The sequence below is a fragment of the Escherichia sp. E1V33 genome, from assembly GCF_004211955.1.
GTDB lineage: Bacteria > Pseudomonadota > Gammaproteobacteria > Enterobacterales > Enterobacteriaceae > Escherichia.
In genome coordinates this window covers 42,111-61,111 of record NZ_RHJI01000019.1, presented here as the reverse complement: position 1 = coordinate 61,111, position 19,001 = coordinate 42,111, and the positions used below count along the sequence as shown (strand labels likewise).

The window sequence follows — 19,001 nt, the reverse complement described above, 5'->3', positions numbered from 1 at the left end:
TTACTGATGCTTAGTATATGGGGGCGGAAATTACACTTTCAAGTGTTCAATTTTTAGCCAAACCAGTGATGGAACATTAATTTAATGTAATCAATGATTTTGCCGAAGAAGTTACCTTCCGGAATTTCCTGTAACACCACCAGCGGGCGTTGTTCAATAGTTTTGCCATCAAGCTGGAAGTTGATGGTGCCAACGACCTGGTTCTTTTGCAGCGGCGCATGCAGTTCACTGCTATTCAGCACGTAGCTGGCTTTCAGGTCTTTCATGCGGCCACGCGGAATGGTCAGATAAACGTCTTTATCAACGCCTAACGAAGCGCGGTCAGTATTACCAAACCATACTGGTTCAGAGGCGAACTCCTTGCCAACTTTCAGCGGGTTAACCGTTTCGAAGAAACGGAAGCCCCAGGTCAGCAGTTTTTTGCTTTCGGTTTCACGGCCTTTGAACGTGCGTCCGCCCATGACTGCGGAGATCAGACGCATCTGACCTTCCGTTGCAGAGGCGACAAGGTTGTAGCCCGCCTTGTCAGTATGGCCAGTTTTGATACCGTCGACATTCAGGCTGTTATCCCATAGCAGGCCGTTACGGTTGAGCTGGCGAATACCGTTAAAGGTAAACTCTTTCTCTTTATAGATAGCGTATTCGTTGGGTACATCACGAATCAGGGCCTGACCGATCAGCGCCATATCACGCGCGGAGCTGTACTGACCGTCAGCGTCCAGACCGTGTACAGTCTGGAAGTGGGTATTTTTCAGGCCCAGTGCGTTAACGTAACTGTTCATCAGGCCAACGAAAGCATCCTGGCTACCGGCGGCGAAGTCAGCCATGGCAACACAAGCATCGTTACCCGATTGCAGGTTGATACCACGGATAAGCTGAGAAACCGGCACCTGCATGCCAGGTTTGAGGAACATCAGCGAAGAACCTCTGAACACCGGGTTACCGGTGGCCCAGGCGTCATTACCAATGGTCACTAAATCAGATTCTTTGAATTTACCGGCTTTCATTGCCTGACCGATAACGTAGCTGGTCATCATTTTGGTCAGACTTGCAGGGTCGCGACGGACATCCGCATTTTGCTCGGCGAGCACTTTGCCGGAGTTATAGTCGATCAGGATGTAAGACTCCGCGTCGATCTGCGGTACACCCGGGATCATAGTTTTGATATTCAGGTCATCGGCATGTGCAGCAGAGATAAAGGCTGTGCAAAGAGCCGTGGTGAGCGCCAGGCGCTTCATGATACGAGCGGAAAAAATGGTATTCATGGTCTGAACTACGACATCCGTGATGGAATTTAAAATAAGTGCCCTACTATAGCAAATGCACTACCGCCAGGCATCTGACTTTCCGCGTGACTTTGTTAACGTCATTTACAGAAATTGACATTTCAGATGCCTGCTTTACGTTATTGCGCGGTGGTAATAAATGACTGTAATTGGGCTTCGGTTTGTAAACGTTGCTGTAAGGCACTGGCTTCAGCTTTGTTGGCGAATGGACCAAGCTGAATACGCCAGACCGCGCCGTTTTGGGTCACGCGACCGGGTACGCCGAACTTTTGTCCCAGTTGCTGTTGATACTGTTGCGCGCGTGCCTGATCGCTAACGGCACCCACTTGCACCATAAAGTTACCACTGGCGCTTTGCGAAGCGGCTTGCGGTGTCACCATTGCAGGTGTTGTTGCAGGTGCGGTGACAACTGGCTGTGGTGCAGGCGTCGGTTCGCTGCCTTCCAGTACGCCGGGCGCCAGGGTGGTAGGTGCGCCGAGGAAGCCACTGCTGGTTACCGGCGCGCCGGTCGGATCTTCGCTTTTCAGCGTCGAGTTGCTGACCGGGAGAATATCACCCTGCGGGATAGACATAGAGTTTGTTCCGCTGCCGCCGGTTAAATCGGGCGGAGCAGGCAGGGCGTAAGTCTGTTTGGCAATGGTAGTACAAGCCATGCCAGGGCCAGAAAATGAACCGTCCTGGGCGACGATAATAGGATCGATACGAACTTTTGTATTGTTCGAGGTGTTAAGACGGTCAGCTGCCGCGCGTGAAAGTGAAATCACACGGTCGTTGCCGTAGGGACCACGATCGTTAATGCGCACCACGATCATCCGCCCGTTAGCCAGGTTGGTGATTCTGGCGTAGCTGGGGATGGGGAGCGTTGGATGCGCCGCTGTCAGTTGCGTCGGATCAAATGCTTCGCCAGATGCCGTCAGATTGCTGCCAGGTTCGGCATCATAAATGGCAGCAAGGCCCGCCTGGCTAAAGCGTGAAGGGTCCTGCACGATTTTGTAGCTTTTGCCGTCGCGCTGATAATCCTGATTTGCCGTCGCGTTCAGTGGTTCGAAACGTGGTTCCGCCCCGCTAATTTCAACTATTGGGCCGTTACATACCGCAGGCTGCGGCACACTTACCGTCTGTTGCTGACCATCATCGCTAGTACATGCCGCGAGCATTCCTGCCGCGATGCAGATCCCGAGCCACTGCTTACGCATTGCGCACCTCTTACACGCTTTTCGACAACATTTTCCTGTGGGTGTGGATTGACATCACAATTCCAAACCCAGCCATCAGCACTATGAGCGCCGATCCTCCATAACTGACCAGCGGGAGTGGAACCCCTACAACCGGCAGAATACCGCTTACCATACCAATATTTACGAAGACATAAACGAATAATATCAGCATTAAGCCGCCAGCCATGACGCGACCAAAGGTAGTTTGCGCTCTGGCTGCAATCCACAGTCCACGCATGATTAGCAGAATATAGAGAGCAAGCAGAATCAAAATACCCACTAATCCCAACTCTTCCGCCAGTACTGCGAAGATAAAATCGGTATGGCGTTCAGGCAGAAATTCAAGCTGTGACTGAGTACCGTGCAGCCAGCCTTTGCCGCGTAATCCACCAGAGCCAATAGCAATTTTAGACTGAATAATGTGATAGCCCGCGCCGAGTGGGTCTGATTCCGGGTCGAGTAGCATCATTACGCGCTGGCGCTGGTAGTCATGCATCAGGAAGAACCACAAAATTGGGATAAATGCTGCTACCAGTACCACCGCAACGCCAATCAAGCGCCAGCTAAGTCCGGAGAGAAACAGTACAAACAGCCCGGAAAGCGCAACGAGGATGGATGTCCCCAGGTCAGGCTGCGCTGCCACCAGCAACGTGGGCATAAAAATCAGTACCAGCGCGATGGCGGTATTTTTTAACGACGGCGGGCAAACGTCACGGTTGATAAAGCGTGCCACCATGAGCGGCACGGCTATTTTGGCGATTTCCGAGGGCTGGAAACGAACAATACCGAGATCCAGCCAACGTTGAGCACCTTTGGAGATGGCGCCAAAGGCATCTACCGCTACCAGCAAAATAATACAGATGATATAGAGATAGGGCGCCCAGCCTTCATAAACGCGCGGCGGAATTTGGGCCATCACCACCATAATGACCAGCCCCATCGCGATCTGGCCGATTTTACGCTCCATCATGCCGATGTCCTGGCCGCTGGCGCTCCAGATTACCAGGGCGCTGTAGACCAGTAATGCCAGTAAGATCAGTAGCATTGTGGGATCAAGATGGATTTTATCCCAGAATGTTTTTTTATTCGGATTATCCGTCATGATTAATGGTCCTCCGCAGCAGTAACCGCTGGGTTTTCTGCAGGCAGATCGGTGTTGTTATCACCAAGCATAATGTGGTCGAGGATCTGGCGCATCAGCGTACCGACCGCCGGGCCTGCACCACCGTTTTCCAGAATCATCGCGACAGCGACTTGCGGATTGTTATACGGCGCAAACGCGGTCATCAGTTTGTGGTCGCGCAGACGCTCGGCAATTTTGTGCGCATTATAGGTTTCGTTCGCCTTCAGGCCGAAGACCTGCGCGGTACCGGATTTCGCCGCAATTTTGTAGGGCGCGCTGGCAAAGTATTTATGTGCCGTACCGTTAGGACGGTTAGCAACACCAAACATGCCGTCTTTCGCCAGTTCCCAGTAACCAGAATGAATATCGCCTACCGGCGGTTCATGCGGCTGTACCCACGGCACTTGTTTGCCATTTTCGGCAGTGCTCATTAGTAAATGTGGAACTTTTACAATACCGTCGTTAATCAGGATCATCAGTGCTTTGCTCATCTGGATAGGGGTCGCTGTCCAGTACCCCTGACCGATACCGACCGGAATGGTGTCACCCTGATACCACGGTTTTTTAAAGCGTTTCTGTTTCCATTCGCGGGTCGGCATATTACCGGAGCGCTCTTCTGCAAGATCGATACCGGTGTAATGGCCGTAGCCAAATTTGCCCATCCATTCAGAAAGGCGGTCGATACCCATATCGTAGGCAACCTGATAGAAGAAGGTATCTGCGGACTCTTCCAGCGATTTAGTGACATTCAGGCGACCGTGGCCCCATTTTTTCCAGTCACGATAACGCTTTTCAGACCCCGGCAACTGCCACCATCCGGGATCAAACAGGCTGGTATTACGGGTGATCACCCCCGCACTTAATGCCGAAACCGCCACATAAGGTTTAACCGTCGACGCTGGTGGATAAACCCCCTGCGTGGCGCGATTCACCAGTGGTGTGTTCGGGTCGTTCAGCAATGCGGAATAATCTTTGCTGGAGATACCGTCAACAAACAGGTTTGGGTCGTAACTTGGTGTGGAAACCAGCGCCAGCACGCCACCTGTACGCGGATCGGTGACCACAACAGCGGCACGACTGCCCGCCAGCAGTGTTTCAATATACTGCTGGAGCTTGAGATCAATTGTCAGGTAAATATCATGCCCGGCCTGCGGCGATACTTCTTTTAGCTGGCGGATGACCCGACCGCGGTTGTTAACTTCAACTTCTTCATAACCCGTCTGGCCATGCAGAACATCTTCGTAGTAACGTTCAATCCCCAGCTTGCCGATATCATGTGTTGCGGCATAGTTGGCCAGTTTGCCGTCATTATTCAGTCGCTCGACGTCTTTATCGTTGATTTTCGACACATAGCCGATAACGTGGGTCAGCGCTGAGCCATAGGGATAGTAACGACGTTTATAGCCTTTAACTTCCACACCAGGAAAACGGTACTGGTTAACGGCGAAACGCGCCACCTGAACTTCAGTCAGGTTGGTTTTCACCGGAATAGAGGTAAAACGGTGCGAACGTGCACGCTCCTTTCGAAACGCGGCGATATCGTCATCGGTCAGGTCAACCACGCTGCGCAGAGCGTCCAGTGTCTGCTGCACGTTATCGACTTTCTCCGGCATCATCTCTATCTGATAGATAGTTCGGTTGAGCGCCAGAGGGATACCGTTACGGTCGTAGATAATGCCGCGGCTAGGGGCGATAGGCACCAGCTTAATGCGGTTTTCATTAGAACGGGTCTGGTAATCGGTAAAGCGAACAATTTGTAGATTATACAAGTTGGCGATGAGCACACCGGTTAGCAGCAAAATCCCCAAAAAGGCGACCAGCGCCCGGCGCACAAACAGCGCGGACTCTGCCGAATAGTCGCGAAAAGAGTTCTGTAATTTCATCCGCTGCGTTTTCTACTTAAGGCTACCTTATCACTCACGGTGATAAGGATGGTTGGTGGTAATGCTCCACGCCCGGTACAGACTCTCTGCGACCAGTACGCGAACCAGCGGATGGGGGAGGGTCAGCGCCGAAAGTGACCAGCTTTGTTCTGCCGCCGCTTTACAGGCAGGCGATAACCCTTCCGGCCCGCCAATCAGCAAGCTGACATCGCGGCCATCCAGCTTCCAGCGTTCCAGTTCAGCGGCTAACTGCGGCGTGTCCCAGGGCTTGCCTGGGATATCAAGGGTGACAATGCGGTTTTTACCTGCGGCAGCCAGCATTTGCTCACCCTCTTTGTCGAGTATGCGCTTGATATCCGCGTTCTTGCCGCGTTTTCCCGCCGGAATTTCAATCAGTTCAAAAGGCATATCTTTCGGAAAACGACGCAGGTACTCGGTAAAACCGGTTTGTACCCAGTCCGGCATTTTCGTTCCCACGGCGACAAGTTGCAGCTTCACGCATTAACTCCAGAGTTTTTCCAGCTCATACAGGCGACGGCTCTCTTCCTGCATAACATGGACAATCACATCACCCAGATCGACCACAATCCAGTCCGCGCCGTTTTCACCTTCAACACCGAGGGGCAATAAACCCGCCGCGCGAGATTCCTGAACCACGTGGTCGGCAATGGACATAACATGGCGGCTGGATGTTCCCGTACAGATGATCATACAGTCGGTGATACTGGATTTGCCCTGAACGTCTAAGGCGATGATGTCCTGACCTTTGAGGTCATCAATTTTGTCGATAACAAAATCCTGGAGTGCTTTACCCTGCAAGTTTTCCCCCTGGGTGAAATAAAAAAGATAAAAATGGTCTGTCAGTATACCTGAAGCAGAGGCGATTTCGGGACAAATGTCACCAAATCGGCTCTTGAAAGTGGGCTATCATCCCACCCCGCGTCACAGATTGCATCGCCATTTTTGTAAAACAATTTCTACAAAGTCGTGTATGGCGGAAAAGTCAGGTTGCGGAGAATATCAGCCTGCCCGGGACTGTCAATGTCCGTTACGGCTTACCTGAAAAAAAACAGAAAAGTCATGCATCTTCGCACCAGATGGCGCGGCTATTGAGGACGCGCAGAGTGGCGAACTTATCATTGATATCAATGACGCTCCAGCAGCCCTGGTCTACACGAAAATGCCACATTGCCTCGGCAGGCATGCCGATTAAGCGGGCAATCAACAGGCTCAACACACCTTGGTGGCTAACGATTAATATGTTTTTGTGCTGCTGATACTCACTAAGCCCGGCAATAAGCCTTTCTATTCGCTGTGAAAATGCCTGAAAGCCTTCACCGTGAGTAGGAACGGCATGCTGCCAGTCATTGCACCAGGCGCTATAGTTTTCGGCATCTTCTTGCATCAGCTCGCGATGATGCCGCATTTCCCAGTCACCAAAAAACATTTCGTTGAGTTCAGGGATGATTTGCACGGGGAGTTGACGGGTATCAAGAACCAGGCGCGCGGTGTGCTGCGCCCGTTCCAGTTCACTGCATAAAACCCTATCGAAGGGAACATCACGTAACAGGGCATGCAAGCTTTGCGCTTGCGCGATACCGCGCGCCGTAAGTGGTGTAGGCGCATGACCGCTGTATAACCCGTCGACATTCGCTTGCGTTTCACCGTGACGAATTAACCACAGTCGCATCATTCCCTCCGTGACGGCAGATATCAGCGATACAAGCCTTGTTGGTTAATGTAAGTCAGTACCGATTCTGGTAACAATTCCTCACAAGATTCGCCGTTTTGCAAACGTTCGCGGATGATTGTCGCCGAGATGTTGAACCACGGCGTTTCGGCGAGATAAATTTTCCCAGCAGGCTGAAGATGCAGATCTTCCGGATTATGCGTCAAATGATCTTCCAGCCACTGCTGGTACTGCGGTTGTGCCATTTCCAGCGGATAACCTGGACGTCGACAGACTATCAAATGTGCATTGTCGAGAATCGTTTCGTATTCATACCAGGTCGGAAAGTTCAGCAGCGAATCCTGACCGATAATAAACGCCAGCGGCACATCTGGGCCTTGTTCCTGTCGCCACTCTTTTAACGTCTGCGAGGTGTAAGAGGGGGCATTACGCTTTAACTCGCGTTCATCAAGGGTAAACAGCGACTTGTCGGCAATCGCCAGTTCAAGCATGTGTTTTCGCTGCACGCTGTTCGCTTCAGGCTGGGGGCGATGCGGAGGAACGTTGTTAGGGATAATCGTTACCCGCGTCAGACCAATCAGATTCGCCAGCGTTTCCACGGGTTTTAGATGGCCATAATGCACCGGGTCGAAGGTGCCGCCAAACAGAGCTTGTAAAGATTTCATATCAACCGTCGATAAATACGTCTGCCAGTGGTTTATGGCACAAAAGAAGAGATAATCCCTCCAGTTCTGCCCACACTGACTGACCGTAATCTTGTTTGAGAGTAAGTTCCGTTCGTGTCAGGAGTTGTACAGCCTGACGTAACTGTGGCTGACTCAGGCGATTTAACGCTTCGCTAATCATGTTGCGACGGTTCTGCCATACCCGATGCTTGTCAAACAGCGTACGCAGCGGAGTATGAGCAGACTGGCGCTTCAGATTAACCAGCAGCAATAGCTCACGTTGCAAAGTACGCAACAAAATCACCGGTTCACTGCCTTCCAGGCGCAGCTGCTGCAGAATATGCAATGCGCGCTTGCTTTTGCCGCTCAACAAAGCGTCAACCCAATGAAAAGGAGTGAAATGTGCGGCATCATTCACCGCTTGCTCAACGCGCGGCAGTGTCAGTTTGCCGTCCGGCCAGAGTAGCGATAAACGCTCCAGTGCCTGTGCCAGTGCCAACAGGTTTCCTTCATAACAGTAGCAGAGCACCTGATTCGCCGCGTCATCCAGTTCTAAATTGAGCTGTTTTGCACGCGCGGCAACCCAGCGCGGAAGCTGGGCTTGTTCTGGGGTCTGGCAAGTAACCTGCACGCTACGGTTTGCAAGCGCAGTAAACCAGGCGGCATTTTCCTGCGCTTTGCTCAATTTATTACCGCGTACGATCAACAGCAGATCGTCATGCAGCAATCCGGTGAGCGTGAGGAGGTGTTCATTGATCGCCGCATTTGGTCCATTTTCAGGTAGCACTAACAACAAGGTTTGCCTACTGGCAAACAGGCTCATTGCCTGGCATAGCGAAAATATTGCGTTCCAGTCCGTGTTGGGATCAATGGAAAAAGTATGGTGTTCTTCAAACCCTTGTGCTGCGGCGACCTGACGAATGGCGTCCTGGCTTTCCTGCAACAACAGGGGATCGTTACCAAGTAAAAGATAGGCCGCGCGCAGCCCTTCAGTGAGCTGCGCGCGGAGCTGTTCGGGGTACAACCGAATCATCAGTTACCCAGCGTAGTGGAGACGCGTGCAGGCGTTGCTGTGGTATCCGTTGTTGTCGACGTTTCTTCGTCGGAACGGACGTCCGCAGCGCGAATGCTTGGCAGCTTACGAATCAGCTGTTCGGCGGCACGGTCGTACATCTCTTTAATGATCATGTCCTGCTCGTTATCTTTCGCTAACGCCATTTGCGGGTTATCGAAGAACGAACGGAAGACTTTGGCGCTAATCGGGTAGATATCTCGTCCAGGAATCAATACCGACGCGCTGACAGTCATCACCATCTGATATTCGGCAGTTTGACCATTACGGAAAACCGACGCGGTATCCTGTGAGATTGATACAGCGCCCAGGCGCAGGGATGGAACATCCTTACGTGTGGTTTCCTTATCGAGCAACTCGACGCCGTTCAAACGCAACTGGTTACGCACCGCACGGCTTAACGGCCCGTTCGGGTCACCGGAGTCCAGGATCATAACCTTCATTGTGGAAGGAACCTGCGTGGTGTCACGCAGATGCCAGCCACACCCGGCGGTGATTAACACCGCCAGAGATAACAACAATGTTGCCAGATATCGCACGCTTCCTCCCGCGCTTAGCCAACGACCAGATTGAGGAGTTTACCTGGTACGTAAATCACTTTACGCACGGTAACGCCATCAAGATATTTTGCTACCAGATGTTCCTGGCCAGCACGTTCGCGAACCTGTTCTTCCGTTGCATCCACCGGAACGGTGATTTTGGCACGGACTTTACCGTTAACCTGAACAACGACCAGTGTGGAGTCTTCCACCATCGCTTTTTCGTCAGCCACCGGCCACGGCGCGTTGTCGATATCGCCTTCGCCTTTCAGCTCCTGCCACAGCGTGAAACAGATGTGTGGAGTGAACGGGTTAAGCATACGTACTACCGCCAGCAGCGCTTCTTGCATCAGTGCGCGATCTTGCTCGCCATCGGTCGGTGCTTTCGCCAGTTTGTTCATCAGCTCCATAATTGCCGCAATCGCGGTGTTGAAGGTCTGACGACGGCCGATATCATCGGTCACTTTAGCGATTGTTTTATGCACATCGCGGCGCAGCGCTTTCTGATCTTCAGTCAGTGCATCAACGTTCAGTGCAGCAACATCACCTTTCGCAGTATGTTCGTAAACCAGTTTCCAGACACGTTTCAGGAAGCGGTTAGCACCTTCAACGCCGGACTCCTGCCATTCGAGAGTCATATCAGCCGGGGAAGCGAACATCATAAACAGACGAACAGTGTCCGCGCCATAGCGCTCAACCATCACCTGCGGGTCGATACCGTTATTCTTCGACTTGGACATTTTGCTCATGCCGGTATACACCAGTTCATGGCCTGCCGCGTCTTTCGCTTTCACGATACGCCCTTTCTCGTCACGCTCGACGATGGCATCAACAGGAGATACCCAGTTACGTTCACCGTTTTCGCCAACGTAGTAGAAGGCATCTGCCAGCACCATGCCCTGACACAGCAGCTGTTTCGCTGGTTCGTCAGAGTTCACCATGCCTGCATCACGCATCAGTTTGTGGAAGAAGCGGAAGTAGAGCAGGTGCATGATGGCGTGTTCGATACCGCCAATGTAGATATCCACCGGCAGCCAGTAGTTAGCCGCTTCGGAATCCAGCATACCTTCTTTGTACTCTGGGCAAGTGTAGCGCGCATAGTACCAGGAGGACTCCATAAAGGTGTCGAAAGTATCGGTTTCACGCAGCGCTGGCATACCGTTAACGGTGGTTTTCGCCCACTCAGGATCTGCTTTAATCGGGCTGGTAATGCCGTCCATCACCACATCTTCCGGCAGGATCACCGGCAGTTGGTCGTCCGGGGTAGGCATTACAGTGCCGTCTTCCAGCGTTACCATCGGAATTGGCGCGCCCCAGTAACGCTGACGGGAAACACCCCAGTCGCGCAGGCGATAGTTCACTTTACGCTCGCCAACACTCATTTCAGTCAGTTTGTCGGCGATGGCGTTGAAGGCCGCTTCATGGTCAAGACCGTTGAACTCGCCAGAGTTGAACAGCACGCCTTTTTCAGTCAGTGCCTGCTGAGAAAGGTCTGGTTCAGAACCGTCAGCCGCCAGGATAACTGGTTTGATGTTCAGGCCGTATTTAGAGGCAAACTCGTAGTCGCGCTGGTCGTGACCCGGAACCGCCATAACTGCGCCAGTGCCATACTCCATCAATACGAAGTTTGCTGCCCAAACCGGAATTTCTTCGCCCGTTAATGGATGAACTGCTTTAAAGCCAGTATCGACGCCTTTTTTCTCCATCGTCGCCATTTCAGCTTCGGCAACTTTGGTGTTACGGCATTCGTCAATAAAGGCCGCCAGTTCTGGATTATTTTCCGCCGCTTTCTGCGCCAGCGGATGACCTGCCGCTACCGCCAGATAGGTACAACCCATAAAGGTGTCCGGGCGAGTAGTATAAACAGTCAGCGTGTTGTCATAGTCGTTAACGTTGAAGGTGATTTCCACGCCTTCAGAACGGCCAATCCAGTTACGCTGCATGGTTTTAACGGTGTCTGGCCAGTGATCCAGTTTATCCAGATCGTTGAGCAGCTCGTCAGCGTAAGCGGTGATTTTAATAAACCACTGCGGGATCTCTTTACGTTCAACTTTGGTATCGCAGCGCCAGCAGCAGCCGTCGATAACCTGTTCGTTCGCCAGCACGGTCTGGTCGTTCGGGCACCAGTTGACCGCAGAAGTCTTCTTATACACCAGGCCTTTTTTATACAGCTCGGTGAAGAATTTCTGTTCCCAACGGTAGTATTCCGGCGTACAGGTTGCCAGCTCGCGGCTCCAGTCATAACCAAAGCCCAGCATTTTGAGCTGGTTTTTCATGTACGCGATGTTGTCGTACGTCCACGGTGCTGGCGCGGTGTTGTTTTTTACCGCCGCGCCTTCCGCAGGTAGGCCAAACGCGTCCCAGCCGATCGGCTGCAGAACGTTTTTGCCCAGCATGCGCTGGTAACGGGCGATCACGTCACCGATGGTGTAGTTACGTACGTGGCCCATGTGTAGTCGACCAGAAGGATAGGGAAGCATAGACAGGCAGTAATACTTCTCTTTGCTCTCGTCTTCGGTTACTTCAAATGTGCGCTTCTCATCCCAATGAAGCTGTACTTTGGATTCTATCTCTTCCGGGCGGTATTGCTCTTGCATGGCAGCCAGTGGTCCTGTTTTCATTACGGCTACAAAAGTAGCGTTAGAGGTGGTTTTTCAGATCCGCATAGCATAGCCCAAACGTCCGCGTCAAAACAGCCTTTCGCGCACTCGACGTTGAAATCGCACAGCGGTAATCCTTGCACGAATTTACACACTCTGTGGGCAGTCTTGCAAAGTTGAGCATAAATAACGTCTATTATTATAGCCAGTTAACGACACGGGAGATGAAATGATGAACAAGGTTGCTCAATATTACCGTGAACTGGTGGCGTCATTAAGCGAGCGGCTGCGTAATGGCGAACGCGATATCGACGCACTGGTAGAACAGGCGCGTGAGCGTGTAATAAAAACAGGGGAGTTAACGCGGACCGAGGTCGATGAACTGACCCGGGCCGTCAGACGTGACCTGGAAGAGTTCGCCATGAGTTATGAAGAAAGCCTGAAGGAAGAATCCGACAGCGTTTTTATGCGGGTGATTAAAGAAAGCCTCTGGCAGGAACTGGCGGACATCACCGATAAAACGCAACTTGAGTGGCGCGAAGTTTTCCAGGATCTCAATCATCACGGGGTTTATCACAGCGGAGAAGTGGTAGGTCTGGGTAATCTGGTCTGCGAGAAATGTCACTTCCATCTCCCGATCTACACACCGGAAGTATTGACGCTATGCCCGAAATGCGGTCATGACCAGTTCCAGAGACGCCCGTTCGAGCCCTAATAGTCTGATTTCGCACGCCAATAACGAAAATTTGGGCCGAATGAAATTCACCGGCCCTTGTTTTTATCTCTACAGTAAATCTTCAATCTCACGGATTTCTTGACTGACATCTCTTGTACCGGATAACTGAACTTTACGATACAAGTCGAGAGCCTGACGGAGATCGACGGGTCTTCCTTCTCCCTGGTGGTACATAATTGCCAGGTTATACCAGGCAGTGGCGTTATCGCATTCAGCGGCTTTCGTAAACCATTCAAAGGCGGCTTGATAATCCTTCTCAACGCCTTGACCGTGTTTATACATATAGCCGATGTTGACGTAAGCGCCGACGCTCCCCTGAGCGGCAGCCTTCAGATACCAGTACATCGCTTGCTTATAGTCCTGGTCCACCCCTTCGCCAGCGTTATAATCCCATGCAATTTGAAATTGAGCATGCCGATTACCCTGCTGTGCGCTTTTCAAATACCAGAATGCGGCGAGTGTCTCGTTTTGAGCAACGCCTTTTCCGTCTTCATAAAGATCGGCCAGATTGTTTTGCGCGTCACTATGGCCTTGCAATGCAGCTTGTTTGTACCAGAAAAATGCCAATGCATAATCTTGTGCGACTCCGTTGCCATTTCTGTACATCCACCCAAGATTATTTTGCGCATAAGACATTCCGCTCTCCGCGGCTATCTGATACCAGGCAACCGCTTCTTTATAGTTGGGGTCTTCTCCACGATTCAGTATCCAACCCAACGAGTTGGATGCGAAAGTATGTCCTTGCAGTGCGGCTTTCTTCAGCCAAAAGATGGCTTGCTCATTATCTTGGTGGCGACTTTTATCCTCGGAGTATTTCTGTCCTAAGGAATATTGTGCTTCGCAATGACCTTGCTCTGCGGCCAGCTTCAGCCAGTAAAAGGCTTTTTCGTCGTCCGGAGAGTCAATAGCACTATCGCGATTATAATAAAATCCAACAATATATTGTGCCTCGCTATCGCCTTTTTCAGCACATTCGATAATCTCATCTATTGATAAATAATCGCAGCAACTTGACGTAAAAATCATTCTCATTTCCTTATGGTTGCGGATAAAACATATTATATTTTTATGTGTTCCATTTTTGCGTAAGCCTTATTTTATGCGTATTATATCGCGTCAGAAAAGCATAAATAAATGAACCTCGTAATGCGGTTGATATTCATTGAGTGAATGTTTAAGGATAAATTATATGGACATGGAGTCGCAAAAAATATTGTTTGCACTTTCCACTCCGATGGAAATACGCAATGAATGCTGTTTACCTTCACATTCATCACCCAAAATGTATTTAGGCACACGCTTTTTTGACCTTTCTTCCTCATGGGGAATTGATGACCGTGATGACCTGTTGCGGACAATTCATCGAATGATCGATAACGGTCATGCCGCGCGTTTGGCTGGGTTTTATCATCGCTGGTTTCGTTATTCGCCATGTGAATGGCGTGATTATCTTGCTGAATTAAATGAGCAAGGTCAGGCTTATGCGCAATTTGTCGCCAGCAACGCCGAATGCTGTGGTGAAGGGGGGATCAAAGCCTGGGATTATGTCCGGATGGGCTTTTTAAGCCGGATGGGCGTACTTAATAACTGGTTGAGTGAAGAAGAAAGTCTATGGATCCAGTCGCGCATTCATCTACGGGCTCTACGTTATTATAGTAACTGGCGGCAATACTTTGCCGGTTATACCTTTGGTCGGCAATATTGGCAGTCTCCCGAGGATGATAATCTGCCATTATTACGCGAATTCTTAGCGCGTAAAGAATACGACGATTCCGGCAATGATATGTTTTATCATTTATTTGCCAGTGACGATGCGTATTACCCAACCTTATCCTGGCAACCATTGGCTTACTATCCAGGGTGTCCGGAAACGCTTAAGGATATGAGCGACCTATGAAAAATTGCTGGAAGATCCTCGATATAGAGGAAACGACTGACGTCGATATTATCCGCCGCGCTTATCTGGCGCTGTTACCGTCCTTTCATCCAGAAACCGATCCACAGGGCTTTAAACATCTTCGTCAGGCGTATGAGGAGGCGCTACGGATTGCGCAGTCGCCTGCTAAATCTGTTTGGCAACCAGAAGAACATGAAGTTGCAGAACATGAAATTCTGTTGGCCTTTCGTACGTTACTCGCCTCTGATAGCGAACGTTTTCTGCCCTCCGCCTGGCAGCGATTCATTCAGCAATTAAATTATTGCTCGATGGAAGAGATTGATGAATTACGCTGGTTGCTGTGCACAATAGCCATGAACACTGCCCATTTATCCTTCGAGTGCGTAGCTTTATTAGCAGAAAGATTGCGGTGGCTACAGGAGGAAAATACCGGGGTAATAGACGAAGAAGAACTGGAATCCTTTTTATATGCCATTGCGAAAGGCAATGTTTTTAACTTCCAGACTATCCTGCACCTACCCGTTGTGGTGCAAAATGAAACCATTGATTTTTATCAGATGTTCGCGCGGATTTGGTCATCGCATCCAGAATGGCTGACACTGTATTTAGCGCAACATCGCGCAGTGATTATCCCCGATGATGCAAAACTGCACAGAAATTTACTGTGCTGGTATACCTCAAGCCGACTGGGAATACCCGAACTCCTGGATTACGCCCGGTCATGGCGGGAAACTGAACCTGATAATGAAGATGCGCGTTATTATGAATACGCGCAACGCGTCTATTGTGGAGAAGGCGAAAGCCTTCTGGCAGAACTTTGTGACTACTGGCGCGAATATCCTTCTACCCAGGCGGATGCTTTAATGTTGCAATGGTGCCGTCAGCATCGGGTCGATTATTACCCGTTAGTGGTGATGATGATTGAAGCTCGTGAACTGGTTAACGATCAGGGGAAACCATTACTTTATGTTCCCGGCGACAGTGCGCGTACGCGCTTTCAATTATACGAAATACTCAGCGATGAAAAACTCTCTGCGTTGGGGCGTTCTCTGGTTGAGATGGTTTTGCACAAAGGGCGTAAGCCGCGAGTCTCACTCACGCGTGATACACAGCATCCTTTATGGCCATTATATTTAGTCGCAAAGCAATTAGTGCAGGCCAGCCAACCTACAGAAGAATTATTAATGCCGATCGTCGCCAGCCTTGATGCAGAAGAGCGTTGTCCTCTGGAAGCATTAATTATTCGACGGTTATTAATTCAGTCGGCGAATTTTGCCGAGAAGCAAACTGTCGAACCGGAGCCGCAACCGCAACCAATGCCCGTTGATGATGGTGGGCCGGGTTGTCTGGGCGTCATCAAAATTATTTTCTACATTTTTATCTTTGCCGGTTTGATAGGGAAAATACTCCATCTGTTCGGGTGAAAGTCGACCTTAATGTGCGGGAAGCTCAGCAAGCAATCTTTCCGCATTTTTATAATGTTGCTCCGCCGCCAGTTTTAACCATTTGCGAGCTTCATAATTGTTGACGTTAATGCCCGTGCCATTTCTGTAAATCAATCCTAGCGTATATTGGGCATGGACATGCCCTTGTCCCGCAGCTTCCTTGTACCAAAGGATCGCCTTGCGACTATCAGGTTTTACACCAAGACCTTTCAGGTAGATCCATCCCAGTTTACTTTGTGCGCGTGGATTTTCCTGTTCCGCTGATTGCTCATACCAGTATCTCGCCTTTGTATAATCCAGAGGCTTACCATCGCTACCATGAAGATAAAATTCGCCAAGTCTATATTGCGACGTTGAATGACCATGAATGGCGGAAAGCTCCGTTGCTGCCGTGCTAAACGGAAGACTGCCCGGTGAGCTTAAATAATCAAAGACATAATTCGCCATAGCTTTATCGCGCAAGGTCGTTTTCTCAGGTTGGCTAATACAAGTGATAGCCGCAACTATAAATATTGCGAATATAAAATATATTTTTTTGTTCATTTATCAATGCTTCGATTTTCTTTTTATTTTGAAAGCGTCAAGTTTATACTCATCATTAATAAAAAAGTAGTCAGTTAATGTACTTAAAGGATTGTTAATAAATGGATAAGGAAGAACAACACCTTCTATTCGCGCTTTCTACGCCAATGGAAATTCTTAATCAGGGATGCAAGCCTGCACATGACTCGCCAAAAATGTATACCGGAATAAAAGAATTTGATCTGTCATCATCCTGGGGAATAAATAATCGTGATGATTTAATTCAGACTATTTACCAAATGACCGATGATGGTCACGCAAATGATTTAGCTGGTTTATATCTGGCATGGCATCGGTCTTCACCTGAAGAGTGGAAAGCATTAATTGCTGGTGGCTCTGATAGAGGGCTGATTTATACCCAATTTGTTGCGCAAACCGCTATGTGCTGCGGGGAAGGGGGAATCAAAGCCTGGGATTATGTTCGAATGGGGTTTCTGTCACGGGTCGGTGTGCTCAACAATTGGCTGACGGAAGAAGAGAGTTTATGGCTGCAATCGCGCGTCTATGTACGAGCACACCATTACTATCACAGTTGGATGCACTATTTTTCCGCCTATTCGTTAGGACGTCTCTACTGGCAATCGTCTCAGTGTGAAGACAACGCTTCACTACGCGAGGCGCTGACCCTGTACAAATACGATAGCGCCGGGAGTCGGATGTTCGAAGAGTTGGCTGCGGGAACCGATCGTTTCTATGCCAGGCTTCCCTGGCGGCCATTAACTGCCCAGCCTGAATGTCCGGCAACGCTTAAGGATGTGAGCGACCTATGAAAACATGTTGGCAAATCCTCGAAATCGAAAGCACAACACAAGTTGATATTATCCGGCAGGCTTATCTTTCTCTTTTACCGTTGTGCTATCCAGAAACCGATCCGCAGGGGTTTAAAGCGTTACGTCAGGCCTATGAAGAGGCGCTGCGGCTGGCAGTCAATCCAGACGGAAAAAATGTTGATGACGAAAAAGATCTTGCAGAAGAGCACAATGCACTGAAAGCGTTCAGAACCTTACTGGCTTCGGAAAGTGAGCGTTTTCAACCTTCCTCCTGGCAGAAATTTATTCAGCAGTTGAACACCTGGAACATGGAGGATGTCGAACACTTACGCTGGCCGCTGTGCGCAATCGCTATGAAGGCGCGATATCTTTCATTGAATTGTGCATCTTTGTTGGCAGAGCGTTTGAACTGGTATTCGTTTAGTGACAGCAAAGGAATAGATGAAGAAGAGTGGGAGGCTTTTCTTGAGGCCATTCAGGCTGGGGATTGTTTCGATTTTCTCAGCCTTCTGGAATATCCCGTCGCGTTGCAGAACCAGACAGTTGAGTATTACTTCGCGCTGGAACGCTGCTGTCGTTACCATCCCGACTATGTCACGGCGTTTTTGGCGATGGAGGGGCCGTGGTTAATTCCTGATGATGCAAAGTTGCATCGCAAACTGTTGCGCTGGTACAGCTCGGTGCAAACAGGTATGGCGGAACTCATTCCTGTAGCCAAACAGTGGCAAACGGAAGAACCAGAAAGTGAAGATGCCCGATATTACTCGTGTGCACAACGGTTGTTCTGCGGCGAAGGGGAAAGTCTGCTTGCCGATCTCTGCGCATACTGGGAAAGTTACCCATCTACACAAGCGGATAATTTGTTGTTGCAGTGGAGTAAGCGTCATTGTCCGGATTACTTCGCGTTGTTAGTGATGGTTATCGAAGCGCGGAGCATGATTGATGCGCAAGGTAAGCCGCTGAAATATGTTCCAGGTGAGAGCGCCCGGACGCGGCTGCTATGGGCGGAAATTTTACATAGCGGAAAATTATCACCGTTAGGTCAATCATTTATCGAGTCGTTATTCTTCAAACGCAAAGCATGGGCATGGTGGAAATCGAGAGTTGGTAGCGAGAAAGAAGGCGATTCACCATTACTGGATCTATATCGGGTAGCGGAACAGGTAGTACTGGAAGCGTTTCCGAAACAAGAGATGCTTGCCCGCCTGAATGCGCGACTGGAACGTGGAGAAGCACATCCGTTAGAAGCCATTATTACTCACATGCTGTTGACGAAAGTGAAGCTCGAGCCGGTGGATGAAGATATCGAAGAACCAGCACCTGAAAAACACGAAGAGAAGGATAATGAGAGTGAAAAACCACAGAGCATTGTCAGTATTATCAAAATCAGCTTAACGGTTCTGGTGATAGGTTACGCGCTCGGTAAAATCGCGATGTTGTTTAGCTGACGATGTGTTTTTTGCGTCGATGCCGGATGCAGCGTTTACGCCGCATCC

18 protein-coding genes are annotated in these 19,001 nt (G+C 50.1%); 5 read left to right on the top strand and 13 right to left on the bottom strand.

Annotated features, from left to right (window positions below):
* Positions 1-53: 53 nt before the first annotated feature.
* The 11 genes from dacA to leuS form a co-directional block, all read right to left on the bottom strand.
* Positions 54-1,265: a D-alanyl-D-alanine carboxypeptidase DacA gene (gene dacA / locus D9742_RS16990; RefSeq protein WP_064528971.1), complete on the bottom strand. Its 1,212-nt coding sequence runs from the start codon at positions 1,263-1,265 to the stop codon at positions 54-56.
* Positions 1,266-1,405: 140 nt separating this feature from the next.
* On the bottom strand, positions 1,406-2,482 hold the full coding sequence (rlpA, locus tag D9742_RS16985; RefSeq protein WP_130237658.1) for an endolytic peptidoglycan transglycosylase RlpA: 1,077 nt from the start codon (positions 2,480-2,482) through the stop codon (positions 1,406-1,408).
* Positions 2,483-2,492: 10 nt separating this feature from the next.
* On the bottom strand, positions 2,493-3,605 hold the full coding sequence (mrdB, locus tag D9742_RS16980; protein WP_130237657.1) for a peptidoglycan glycosyltransferase MrdB: 1,113 nt from the start codon (positions 3,603-3,605) through the stop codon (positions 2,493-2,495).
* A 2-nt stretch (positions 3,606-3,607) separates the two neighbouring features.
* Positions 3,608-5,509, bottom strand: a complete 1,902-nt coding sequence (gene mrdA, locus D9742_RS16975) for a peptidoglycan DD-transpeptidase MrdA (protein ID WP_130237656.1) — start codon at positions 5,507-5,509, stop codon at positions 3,608-3,610.
* A 30-nt stretch (positions 5,510-5,539) separates the two neighbouring features.
* Positions 5,540-6,007 carry a 23S rRNA (pseudouridine(1915)-N(3))-methyltransferase RlmH gene (gene rlmH, locus D9742_RS16970; RefSeq protein ID WP_000776104.1) on the bottom strand — a complete coding sequence of 156 codons (468 nt, stop codon included), beginning with the start codon at positions 6,005-6,007 and terminating at the stop codon, positions 5,540-5,542.
* Between the two features lie 3 nt (positions 6,008-6,010).
* The gene (gene rsfS, locus D9742_RS16965) at positions 6,011-6,328 is read right to left on the bottom strand and encodes a ribosome silencing factor (protein ID WP_001161662.1); all 318 of its coding nucleotides are present in this window, start codon (positions 6,326-6,328) and stop codon (positions 6,011-6,013) included.
* A 259-nt stretch (positions 6,329-6,587) separates the two neighbouring features.
* On the bottom strand, positions 6,588-7,199 hold the full coding sequence (locus tag D9742_RS16955) for an adenosylcobalamin/alpha-ribazole phosphatase (protein WP_130237780.1): 612 nt from the start codon (positions 7,197-7,199) through the stop codon (positions 6,588-6,590).
* A 23-nt stretch (positions 7,200-7,222) separates the two neighbouring features.
* The gene (nadD, locus tag D9742_RS16950) at positions 7,223-7,864 is read right to left on the bottom strand and encodes a nicotinate-nucleotide adenylyltransferase (protein ID WP_064528967.1); all 642 of its coding nucleotides are present in this window, start codon (positions 7,862-7,864) and stop codon (positions 7,223-7,225) included.
* A gap of 1 nt (position 7,865) precedes the next feature.
* The gene (gene holA / locus D9742_RS16945) at positions 7,866-8,897 is read right to left on the bottom strand and encodes a DNA polymerase III subunit delta (protein ID WP_130237655.1); all 1,032 of its coding nucleotides are present in this window, start codon (positions 8,895-8,897) and stop codon (positions 7,866-7,868) included.
* On the bottom strand, positions 8,897-9,475 hold the full coding sequence (lptE, locus tag D9742_RS16940) for an LPS assembly lipoprotein LptE (protein WP_064528965.1): 579 nt from the start codon (positions 9,473-9,475) through the stop codon (positions 8,897-8,899). Before lptE ends, holA begins: the two co-directional genes overlap by 1 nt.
* Positions 9,476-9,489: 14 nt before the next feature.
* Positions 9,490-12,072, bottom strand: a complete 2,583-nt coding sequence (gene leuS, locus D9742_RS16935; RefSeq protein WP_130237654.1) for a leucine--tRNA ligase — start codon at positions 12,070-12,072, stop codon at positions 9,490-9,492.
* A 235-nt stretch (positions 12,073-12,307) separates the two neighbouring features.
* On the opposite strand from leuS, the gene D9742_RS16930 reads away from it, so the two are divergent.
* The gene (locus tag D9742_RS16930) at positions 12,308-12,790 is read left to right on the top strand and encodes a zinc ribbon-containing protein (protein ID WP_001044880.1); all 483 of its coding nucleotides are present in this window, start codon (positions 12,308-12,310) and stop codon (positions 12,788-12,790) included.
* A 69-nt stretch (positions 12,791-12,859) separates the two neighbouring features.
* Here the strand turns inward: D9742_RS16930 and ybeQ are convergent, their stop codons facing one another.
* Positions 12,860-13,837: a Sel1 family TPR-like repeat protein YbeQ gene (ybeQ, locus tag D9742_RS16925; RefSeq protein WP_130237653.1), complete on the bottom strand. Its 978-nt coding sequence runs from the start codon at positions 13,835-13,837 to the stop codon at positions 12,860-12,862.
* A 163-nt stretch (positions 13,838-14,000) separates the two neighbouring features.
* Between ybeQ and D9742_RS16920 the strand changes: the two genes are divergently transcribed.
* Together D9742_RS16920 and D9742_RS16915 are read left to right on the top strand one after the other, a co-directional pair.
* Entirely contained in the window at positions 14,001-14,708 is a 708-nt protein-coding gene (locus tag D9742_RS16920; RefSeq protein WP_130237652.1) for a DUF1266 domain-containing protein, read from the top strand.
* Complete coding sequence (locus tag D9742_RS16915; protein WP_130237651.1) at positions 14,705-16,132, top strand: J domain-containing protein; 1,428 nt, start codon at positions 14,705-14,707, stop codon at positions 16,130-16,132. Before D9742_RS16920 ends, D9742_RS16915 begins: the two co-directional genes overlap by 4 nt.
* A gap of 9 nt (positions 16,133-16,141) precedes the next feature.
* On the opposite strand, the gene D9742_RS16910 is transcribed toward D9742_RS16915, so the two are convergent.
* Positions 16,142-16,696: a tetratricopeptide repeat protein gene (locus tag D9742_RS16910; RefSeq protein WP_130237650.1), complete on the bottom strand. Its 555-nt coding sequence runs from the start codon at positions 16,694-16,696 to the stop codon at positions 16,142-16,144.
* Positions 16,697-16,797: 101 nt separating this feature from the next.
* Here D9742_RS16910 and D9742_RS16905 point away from each other — a divergent pair, with 101 nt between their 5' ends.
* Positions 16,798-17,505, top strand: a complete 708-nt coding sequence (locus D9742_RS16905) for a DUF1266 domain-containing protein (protein WP_130237649.1) — start codon at positions 16,798-16,800, stop codon at positions 17,503-17,505.
* On the top strand, positions 17,502-18,953 hold the full coding sequence (locus D9742_RS16900) for a J domain-containing protein (RefSeq protein ID WP_130237648.1): 1,452 nt from the start codon (positions 17,502-17,504) through the stop codon (positions 18,951-18,953). Before D9742_RS16905 ends, D9742_RS16900 begins: the two co-directional genes overlap by 4 nt.
* Positions 18,954-19,001 lie beyond the last annotated feature (48 nt).

Excerpts from the sequence above, each read along its gene's own strand:
- leuS (WP_130237654.1), bottom strand. The coding sequence starts at position 12,072 with ATGCAAGAGCAATACCGCCCGGAAGAGATAGAATCCAAAGTACAGCTT.
- rlpA (WP_130237658.1), bottom strand. The coding sequence starts at position 2,482 with ATGCGTAAGCAGTGGCTCGGGATCTGCATCGCGGCAGGAATGCTCGCG.
- mrdB (WP_130237657.1), bottom strand. The coding sequence starts at position 3,605 with ATGACGGATAATCCGAATAAAAAAACATTCTGGGATAAAATCCATCTT.
- mrdA (WP_130237656.1), bottom strand. The coding sequence starts at position 5,509 with ATGAAATTACAGAACTCTTTTCGCGACTATTCGGCAGAGTCCGCGCTG.
- D9742_RS16920 (WP_130237652.1), top strand. The coding sequence starts at position 14,001 with ATGGACATGGAGTCGCAAAAAATATTGTTTGCACTTTCCACTCCGATG.
- D9742_RS16915 (WP_130237651.1), top strand. The coding sequence starts at position 14,705 with ATGAAAAATTGCTGGAAGATCCTCGATATAGAGGAAACGACTGACGTC.
- D9742_RS16900 (WP_130237648.1), top strand. The coding sequence starts at position 17,502 with ATGAAAACATGTTGGCAAATCCTCGAAATCGAAAGCACAACACAAGTT.
- D9742_RS16910 (WP_130237650.1), bottom strand. The coding sequence starts at position 16,696 with ATGAACAAAAAAATATATTTTATATTCGCAATATTTATAGTTGCGGCT.
- D9742_RS16930 (WP_001044880.1), top strand. The coding sequence starts at position 12,308 with ATGAACAAGGTTGCTCAATATTACCGTGAACTGGTGGCGTCATTAAGC.
- D9742_RS16955 (WP_130237780.1), bottom strand. The coding sequence starts at position 7,199 with ATGCGACTGTGGTTAATTCGTCACGGTGAAACGCAAGCGAATGTCGAC.
- dacA (WP_064528971.1), bottom strand. The coding sequence starts at position 1,265 with ATGAATACCATTTTTTCCGCTCGTATCATGAAGCGCCTGGCGCTCACC.
- nadD (WP_064528967.1), bottom strand. The coding sequence starts at position 7,864 with ATGAAATCTTTACAAGCTCTGTTTGGCGGCACCTTCGACCCGGTGCAT.
- ybeQ (WP_130237653.1), bottom strand. The coding sequence starts at position 13,837 with ATGATTTTTACGTCAAGTTGCTGCGATTATTTATCAATAGATGAGATT.
- holA (WP_130237655.1), bottom strand. The coding sequence starts at position 8,897 with ATGATTCGGTTGTACCCCGAACAGCTCCGCGCGCAGCTCACTGAAGGG.
- D9742_RS16905 (WP_130237649.1), top strand. The coding sequence starts at position 16,798 with ATGGATAAGGAAGAACAACACCTTCTATTCGCGCTTTCTACGCCAATG.